The sequence below is a fragment of the Rhodococcus sp. CX genome, from assembly GCF_015865005.1.
Lineage (GTDB): Bacteria > Actinomycetota > Actinomycetes > Mycobacteriales > Mycobacteriaceae > Rhodococcus.
Map to the genome: position 1 here is coordinate 1 of NZ_JADZGH010000135.1, position 5,795 is coordinate 5,795.

The 5,795-nt window shown below is 70.2% G+C and carries 3 protein-coding genes and 2 pseudogenes; 3 read left to right on the top strand and 2 right to left on the bottom strand.

Translation table 11 applies throughout. The features are described from left to right. From I0Q12_RS14445 to I0Q12_RS14455, 3 genes and pseudogenes are all read left to right on the top strand, one after another. Window positions 1-307, top strand: a pseudogene (locus tag I0Q12_RS14445) (hypothetical protein); the annotation flags it as partial. Between the two features lie 10 nt (window positions 308-317). Continuing rightward, window positions 318-818, top strand: coding sequence for a nitroreductase/quinone reductase family protein (locus I0Q12_RS14450; RefSeq protein ID WP_197252570.1), 501 nt, complete (start codon window positions 318-320; stop codon window positions 816-818). 79 nt (window positions 819-897) lie between these two features. Then, window positions 898-4,341 (top strand): bifunctional RecB family nuclease/DEAD/DEAH box helicase, encoded by a 3,444-nt coding sequence (locus I0Q12_RS14455; protein ID WP_197252571.1) that lies wholly within the window; start codon window positions 898-900, stop codon window positions 4,339-4,341. Window positions 4,342-4,356: 15 nt separating this feature from the next. Here I0Q12_RS14455 and I0Q12_RS14460 read toward each other — a convergent pair whose 3' ends face one another. Then, window positions 4,357-5,550, bottom strand: a complete 1,194-nt coding sequence (locus tag I0Q12_RS14460) for a thiolase family protein (RefSeq protein ID WP_197252572.1) — start codon at window positions 5,548-5,550, stop codon at window positions 4,357-4,359. 38 nt (window positions 5,551-5,588) lie between these two features. Next, window positions 5,589-5,795 (bottom strand): annotated as a pseudogene (locus I0Q12_RS32875) ((2,3-dihydroxybenzoyl)adenylate synthase); the annotation flags it as partial.

A 5,795-nucleotide genomic window follows, 5' to 3' on the forward strand; every position in this document is an offset into this window, starting at 1 on the left:
GCGCTGGTGCAGCGGAAGCCCGCCCCCGCGTCCGCTGCGGGACTACGTGCGCGGGCTTCCGCTGCACCAGCGCATCGAATGGTCGGCGTGGCTCGCCGTCGGTGTTCTGAACCTCGCGATCTGGGCCGTCGTCTCGCTCGCGGTCGGCGCACTGATCTACCCGTGGCCGGTGTGGGTGATCGGACCGTGGGCCCTGGTTCTGCTGGGTCGCACTGCGCTCGGCGTCGAGGGCGGCTGCACCGCGGCTCGTGCGCGGTTTCGGCAGCGGCCACTACCGAAACCGCGCACGAGCCCGACCAGCGAGTAGCGTCGTTCGCGTGCCACTGCGTCACGTGGATCCACACGAGACCCACGGCTCGCTGTACAAGGCGCTCGAACGCTTCGGACGAAGCCGGTTCGGGCAGTTCTACGCACGCAGCGTCGCCCGCCGCATCGACCCGTGGATGTATCGGATCTCCGGCGGATGGCTGACATCGCAGCGATGGACGGTCGCCAGCGCGCCCCTGCGAACCACGGGCGCCCGCACCGGACGCCCGCACGAGGTGCAGCTGGCCTACTTCCACGACGGGAGGACCCCGATTCTGGTCGCCTCCAACTTCGGCGGTTCGAAACATCCGCACTGGTACTACAACCTGCTCTCGTACCCCGAATGCGAACTCGGCGGCGACAGCTTCGTCGCCGCGGAGGTCACCGACCCGGACGAGTACGCCCGCCTGTTCGCCCTCGCGGAGCAGGTCTACGCCGGATACGGCGACTATCGCGCGACAACGGCGAGCTTCGGGCGGCACATACCCGTCTTGCGGCTCGAACCCCGTTAGCCGAAAAGCGCCCGGGTGTCTGGGATAGTCGACTCATGCGACCGCTGCACCCCGGAACCCAGCACCACGGAACTCGCTGATGTTCCTGCTCGACGACACGCTGGTGTACAGCGCCGGAGACCTCGCCCACGCCGCGACCTGCGAGTTCTCGCTGCTGCGGACGCTCGATGCGGCGCTGGGGCGGGGTGCGCAGACCGACACGGTCCCCGACCCGATGCTCGAGCGGGCCTTCGCGCTCGGCGATGCGCACGAGCAACGGACGCTGCGGGACTTCCAGGAACGATTCGGTGCCGGGGTCGCGATCATGTCGCGCCCGGAACACACCACCGACGGCTACGCGGCAGCGGCCGCCGCGACACTCGACGCCCTCCGCGCCGGAGTCGACGTCGTCTACCAGGGCACCGTCTTCGACGGCCGGTTCGTCGGCTTCTGCGACTTCCTGGTCCGCGACGGCGACACCTACGCGGTCTACGACACGAAACTGTCGCGGCACACGAAGATTCCGGCACTGCTGCAGGTGGCGGCGTACGCGGATGCACTCGCCGCCGCGGGTGTCCCGGTGTCGTCCCACGCGCATCTGCTGCTGGGCGACGGAACCGACTCGGCGCACCCGGTCGCGGACATCGTTCCGGTGTTCGCGCTGCACCGCGCCCACCTGCAGGAACTCCTCGACGACCACCACCGCGCGGGTGCACCGGTGGCCTGGGGCGGTACCGGGCACACCGCGTGCGGGCGCTGCCCGGCGTGTGAGCCGGAGGTGACGTCGAGCCGGGATCTGCTGCTCGTCGCGGGGATGCGGGCGACGCAGCGGGCCCGGCTCATCGCCGGAGGGATCACCACCGTCGACGACCTCGCCGCCCGCGAGGACCCGGTCCCGGGTATCGCCGCACGCACCTATGCGTCGCTGCGCGCCCAGGCCCTCGCGCAACTGGAGCAGGAGCGCACGGGCTCGGCCTACGTGGAGGTCTTCGCCCCGAACAGCCTCGGCGCCCTGCCGAAACCGGATGCCGGGGACATCTTCTTCGATTTCGAAGGGGATCCACTGTGGTGTAGGGACGACAGCTCGGACTGGGGACTCGAGTACCTGTTCGGCGTCGTCGAAGGGACCGCGCAGGACCCGGTGTTCCGGCCGTTCTGGGCCCACGATCGAGCCGAGGAACGACGCGCGTTCACCGAATTCCTCGACTACCTGACGGACCGGCGGCGGCAGTACCCGAACATGCACGTCTACCACTACGCGGCCTACGAGAAGTCGGCGCTGCTGCGGCTCGCCGGGAGACACGGGGTCGGCGAGGAGATCGTCGACGACCTGCTGCGTGGGGGTGTTCTCGTCGACCTCTACCCGGTGGTGCGGGCGTCGCTGCGGATCGGTGCGCCGTCGTACAGCATCAAGAAACTCGAACCGCTGTACACGACGAAGCGCGACGGCGACGTCACCGACGCGGCCACCTCCGTCGTCGCGTACGCCGACTACTGCGACCACCGGGACGCCGGCGACGACGAGGCCGCCGCGGAAGTGCTCGCGGGCATCGCCGCATACAACAAGGACGACTGCGTCTCGACGATGCTGCTGCGGGACTGGCTGCTCGCGCGCGCCGACGAACACGGTGTCGCGACCACCGACCCCGTCGCGGTGACCGAAGCCGAGGAGTCCGAACCCGACCCCCTCGAAACTGCCCTGCGCGAGTTCGCCGGTCCCGCAACACATGCGGACCGCACCGCCGAACAGCAGGCTGCGGCGCTGATGGCCGCGTCGCTCGGCTACCACCGCCGCGAGCGGAAACCGTTCTGGTGGGCGCACTTCGACCGGCTGTCCGATCCCGCCGACGAATGGTCGGACACCCGCGACACGCTGGTCGCGGCGTCGGTGACGCTCCTCGACGACTGGCACAAGGCCACACCGCGGCAGCGAAAACTGCGCCGCAACATCCGGTTCGTCGGCGAATTCGGTACCGGCAGCACCGTCGGACCGGGGACCACGGTGTACCTGCTCTACGACATTCCCGTGCCGGACGGACTGCTCGACGGGGGTCCCGGGACCCGCGGCTGGAGCACCGGTACGGTCGTCACCCGCACAACGGACGACCGTTTCCACGACGTGCTGGTCGTGGAGGAAACGCTGTCCACGGATTGCGACGAGTACACGCAGCTGCCGATGGCGATCACGCCCGGGCCGCCGATCCGGACGACTAGCATCGAAGCTGCGATCGTCGCGGCCGCCGACGAGATGTGCGGAACGCTGCCGCACCCGCCGGTCACGGCGGCGGTCGACGTGCTGCGCCGGATCCCGCCGCGCACCCGGTCGAATGCCGGCCTGCCCCCGGTGGTCGACGGCGACCACGCTGCCGCGATCACCGCCGCACTGCTCGACCTCGACGATTCGTACGTCGCGGTGCAGGGTCCGCCCGGCACCGGAAAGACCTACACCGGAGCACGCGTCGTCGCCACCCTCGCGCTCCGGCACGGATGGCGGATCGGTGTTGTTGCACAATCACATTCGGTGATCGAGAACATGCTCGACGGGATCATCGACGCCGGTGTCCCGGGTGATGCCGTCGCGAAGGCCAAGCCGAGGAAGACCGACCCGGTCTGGACCGCGTTCCCCGATGCCAAGGCAATGGCCGGGTTCCTCGACCACGCCGTCGGCGGCTGCGTCGTCGGCGGAACGGCATGGGATTTCACGAACCTGTCGTGCTTCGAGCCCGGCGGTCTCGACCTGCTCGTGATCGACGAGGCCGGGCAGTTCTGTCTCGCGAACACGGTCGCTGTCGCGCAGGCCGCGCGAAAGCTGTTGCTGCTGGGCGACCCTCAGCAGCTCCCCCAGGTCAGCCAGGGCACCCATCCCGAACCGGCGGACACCTCGGCACTCGGGTGGCTCGCCGAGGGGCACGGCGCCCTACCCGCAGACCGCGGCTACTTCCTGTCCCGCACATGGCGTATGCACCCAGCGCTGTGCGCGCGGGTATCGGACCTGTCGTACGAGGGTCGTCTGCTCTCGCAGGAGAACGTCACGGCCGCACGGTCGCTCGACGGGGTACCGCCCGGCGTGAGCACCGTCCTGGTCGAGCATCACGGCAACTCGACCGAATCGGTGGAGGAAGCGGACGAGATCACCCGGCGCATCCGGGACCTGCTGGGCACCCCGTGGCGCGACCCGAATTCGTTCGAGGGCACCCGCCCCCTCGACCAGGGCGATGTCCTGGTGGTCGCGCCGTACAACGCGCAGGTGATCGCGATCCGCGAGCGGCTGGCCGCGGCGGGACTCGACCGGGTCGACGTGGGAACGGTCGACCGGTTCCAGGGACGCCAGGCAGCCGTGGTGTTCGTGTCGATGACCGCGTCTGCGCACGAGGACGTCCCGCGGGGCATGTCGTTCCTGTTGTCCCGCAACCGGCTCAACGTCGCGCTCTCACGCGGGAAGTGGCACGCGGTCGTCGTGCACTCACCCGCCCTGACCCGGTATCTGCCGAGCACGCCGGAGGGACTGGCCGAACTGGGGGCGTTCCTCCGGCTCACCCGCTGATCCGGCCCGCTCCCCTCACACCCGCTGCACGACGACCGCCGCCCCGAGACCCAGACCACCGGGAATCACGAGCAGGGCGAATTCCCCGTCGGTGCGGGCCAGCTCGTCCAGCGCGTTGACGAGCAGCATCCCGCCGCTCGCGCCCAGCGGATGCCCCGTCGCGACGGCGCCGCCGTTCGGATTCACGCGCGCGGGGTCCAGGCCGAGTTCCCGGGCGACCAGCAGCGGCGACACTGCGAACGATTCGTTGGCCTCGACGACGTCGAGGTTCGCGGCCGTGATCCCGGCACGATCCAATGCGGCGCGGGCCGCGGTCATGCCCGCGGTCAGTCGTGGCGAGCGCACCGCCGTCTGGGTGACCGCGACGATCCGCCCGATCGGGTCCGACCCCGCGACCTCCCGGGAGCGCCCGGACCCGAGTACGAGGGCCGACGCACCGTCGGCGAGTTGCGGCGCGGTCCCCAGCGTGTGCAGGCCGCCGGTGGGCCGGAGCGAATCGGGTAGTTGCCGCGCGACGCGCTCCCAGGACGGATCCTCCCCGAACAACGTTCCGAGAGCAGCGAATCCGTCGAGGGTTGCGTCGGCGCGTGCTCCTTCGTCCCGGTCCAGCACGACGGTGTCGCCGGACGTGATCGGGACGATCGACGCGGATGTCGCGGAGGCGGCGGAACGCCGATGCGACGTCACCGCGTAGCTGTCGAGATCCTCGCGGGTGAAGCCCGCGTCGGCCGCGGTCAGGTCCGCCGCGACACCGATGGTCACGTACCCGGTGACGTCCTGCAACGGCCCCTCGTAGGCGAACGCAGGTTTGTCGGTCAGCATCGGCACCCGCGACATGGACTCCACCCCACCCGCGACGACGACGTCGTGCATTCCGGACGCGACCTTCGCCGCGGCGGTGCCGATCGCGTCGAGCCCGGAGCAGCACAGCCGCGACACCACCCCACCCGGAACGGTGTCGGGCCACTGCGCCCACAGGGCCGCGGCGCGGGCGACGTCCCCGCCCTGGTCACCGGCGACCGTGCTGGTGCCGATGACGATGTCGTCGACCCGCTCGGCGTCGAGTCCCCTCGCCTGCAGGGCGCGCAGCAGCGTCGCGAGAAGTTCGTATGCGGGCACGTCGGCCAGGGTTCCGCCGCCGCGCCGGACGCGGCCCTTGGGTGTCCGGACCGCGTCGTAGACGAAGACGTCCGAGCTGAACTGGGACAAGAGATCTCCACTTCGGGAACAGAGGGATGGTGCGGGACTCAGTCGACGGACGTGGGTGCCCGGCGCAGTTCACGCTTGAGAAGCTTGCCGACGGCGTTGCGGGGAAGCACCTCTCGGACCTCGAGGCGCTCGGGAAGCTTGAACGAGGCGATCTTCCGTTCCTTCAGGAACGCCACCAGTTCGTCGAGGGTCAGCGATGCGCCGGCACGGCACACGACGACCGCGGCCACCTTCTCGCCGAGCAC

Coding starts and splice junctions, on each gene's coding strand:
- I0Q12_RS14455 (WP_197252571.1), top strand. CDS start 898: ATGTTCCTGCTCGACGACACGCTGGTGTACAGCGCCGGAGACCTCGCC.